This is a genomic window from Streptomyces sp. SID14478, assembly GCF_010548525.1.
Classification (GTDB): Bacteria; Actinomycetota; Actinomycetes; order Streptomycetales; family Streptomycetaceae; genus Streptomyces.
The window spans coordinates 1-2,585 of record NZ_JAAGMG010000659.1 but is presented as its reverse complement, the minus strand read 5'-3'; the positions used below and the strand labels follow the sequence as shown (position 1 = coordinate 2,585).

The following is a 2,585-nucleotide window of genomic DNA, read 5'->3' as shown; positions in this document are numbered from 1 at the left end:
CTGGGCCTCGGGGCGGGTGGCCGCCGTGTGGTCGGGCAGGTCGGCCAGTGCGGGGCCGCGCCAGAGGGCCAGGGCCTCGCGCAATGCCTGGGCCGCGGTGGCCGGGTCGTTCGCGGCCAGGGCCGTGGTGCCCTCGCGGACCAGGCTCTCGAACACGTAGAGGTCGATGTCAGCGCGCGTCGCCGTGAGTCGGTAGCCGCCGGGCTCGGAGGTGATCGCCTCCTTGCCAAGCGATCTGCGCAGTCTGCCGACCAGTGCCTGGAGGGCGGCCGGGGCGTCGGCCGGGGGGTCGTCCGCCCAGACGTCGTCGATGAGGGCGGTTACGGGGGCGGGGTGCGGGGTGTGCAGGGCGAGGGACGTGAGCAGGGCGCGCAGGCGCGGGCCGCCTACGGGGACGGGGGTGCCTTCGTTGTCGCGGGCCTGTGTCGTGCCCAGGATTGTGTACTGCACCTAGGCATTGTCGCCGGAGTGGGGCGTAGGGCGCGCTTGGTTTGTGGTTGGCCGGGCCGGGGGCTCTTGGTCGGGCGGGCGTGCGGTGGCCGTGTGGTTCTGCTGGGCCGGTCTCCACGCCGACCGTGTGGTTCTGCCGGGCTGGTGTGCGCCTCCCGCAGGGTGCGGGTGAGGTGGGGTCGCATCTTCTGCTGGGCTGGTGTGCGCCTTCCGTAGGGCGCGGGGTGCGGGGCCGCGCCGGGGTACCTCCTCGGCCGGATTGTTCGCCTTGTTCCCTGGGCGCCTACGGCGCGGCATCCGGCGCTGCGTTCCTGCGGTGTCCTGCGGGGGCACCCCGACACGGCCCCTCCCGTCGACGAGCGACCAACCCCCGGTGGGGCTCCCGGACCGGCTCACCCCCCGGTGGGGCTTCCGGACGTCTCACCCTCCGGTGGGGCTCCCGGATCGGCTCACCCCCCGGTGGGGGCGAGGCCAGGCAGCTGACCGTAAGTGGGGCATCCGGATCGGCTCACCCCCCGGTGGGGGCGAGGCCAGGCAGCTGACCGTAAGTGGGGCATCCGGATCGGCTCACCCTCCGGTGGGGGGCGAGGCCAGGCAGCTGACCGTAAGTGGGGCATCCGGACCGGCTCACCCTTCAGCGGGGTGGGATTTCGGGTTCGCTGATCGTTTGTGTGGGGTTTCCCCCGGCCCCGCGTGGGCCCATCCTCTGGATGTCTGTGGGCTTTCCGAGTGGTCGGTGGGCGGTGCTGGGGCGCATCTTTCGCTGTACGGGGGCCGTGGCCGGGCGGTGGAGTGATTAGCGGTGGGGGGCCGCGCCCAGGGCTCGTTCTGGGACCACGCTGCCCGTGGGGACTGCACGCGCGCGTGCGGGGGTGCCGGTCCAGCAGGTGCCGCGGCGGGAGAGGAGGCGGCGCAGCCACAGTTCCAGGGCGACCAGGTCGGCGAGGCCGTCCAAGGGGAGGGGTTCGCCGTCGGCTGCGGCGCGCAGGGCCTTGCGGACGACGCGGGCCTCGATCAGGCCCGTCTGCGCCAGGAGCGGGGTGTCGAACAGGGTGATCAAGTGGTCCGCCGCCACGCGTAGGCCCGTGCGCGCCGCTGCCGTCGAGGAGGCGTGGGAGGGTGCGCCCCAGCCCGGGGGGAGGTCGGCGACGCCTGCTCCCTCCAGGACGGTGCGCAGGATCGTTGCCCGGGCTCCTGGTTGGACGCGCAGGGCCTCGGGGAGGGCGCGGGAGGCGCGTACCACTTGGTTGTCGAGGAACGGGGCGTGCAGGCGCTGGAAGCGGATCTCTGCTGCCTGTTCGAGGATGCGCAGGTCGGCGGCGTGGCGGGCCAGGGCCGCGCGGGCCCTGAACTCGCCGGGGCGTTGGCCGGGGCCCGGCCCGGGGCGGGTCATGCCCTGCTGGAGACGAACCGATACTTCAGCGAGGGCCTCGCCGGTCAGCCAGCGTGCGGCGGGGCCGGGTCTGGCCCACGTGAGGGCGGACAGGGACGCACCTACGGCGCCGCCCGGTTCGTCGAAGCTGCCGTGCAGGAGGCGGTCCGCCAGGTTGTCGAGGCCCGCCTTGTAGGGCGTACGGGCCAGCTTGCGCGCTGCGCCGTACACGCGCGCGGGCACCGTGAAGGAGCCGCCGTCCGCCTTCGTGAGGGCCGCCATCGGGCGGACCATGTGGCGGCGCCGGCGGTCCATCAGGAGGTCGGTGAGGCGGGCCGGATGCGCGTCCAGGACCTGGCGTGCCCCGTAGCCCGTGAAGTGGTCGGCGCTTCCGGAGGCGAGGCGGGCGCGGTGGCGGGCGGCCGTGACCAGGGTGGCGCTCGGCTCGTCCGTGAGCGGGCCGTCCAGGTCGGCATACGGGAGCGCCTCTTCGCCCGCGGCCACTACGACGTGGTGCAGGCGGGGGTTGGCCGCGATGGCTCCTGCACGTTCAAGTTCCGCCTCGTGGTTGGTCGTTGAGGTGGAGATGTCGTTGAACGTGACCGCCAGGAGGCGTTCGCCGGCTCCCGTGCCGTGGCCGAGGACCGTGCCGGGCAGGCCCGGCAGGCCTGCCGCCAGGAGGGCGAGGGTGCCGGAGGCCGGGCCGCCCGAGAGGTCCGCGCCGATGCCGGGTACGGGCATGCCGCGGGCCGCGCGCCGCTCG

2 protein-coding genes are annotated in these 2,585 nt (G+C 74.5%); both read right to left on the bottom strand.

The annotated features are described in order from the left end of the window. On the bottom strand, nt 1-450 hold a 450-nt coding region (locus G3I40_RS21765), incomplete at its 3' end, for a BTAD domain-containing putative transcriptional regulator (RefSeq protein WP_343244987.1). 796 nt (nt 451-1,246) lie between these two features. Beyond that, nucleotides 1,247-2,585, bottom strand: a 1,339-nt coding sequence (locus tag G3I40_RS21760; protein WP_239091874.1) for an asparagine synthase-related protein, incomplete at its 5' end; no start/stop codon positions are given.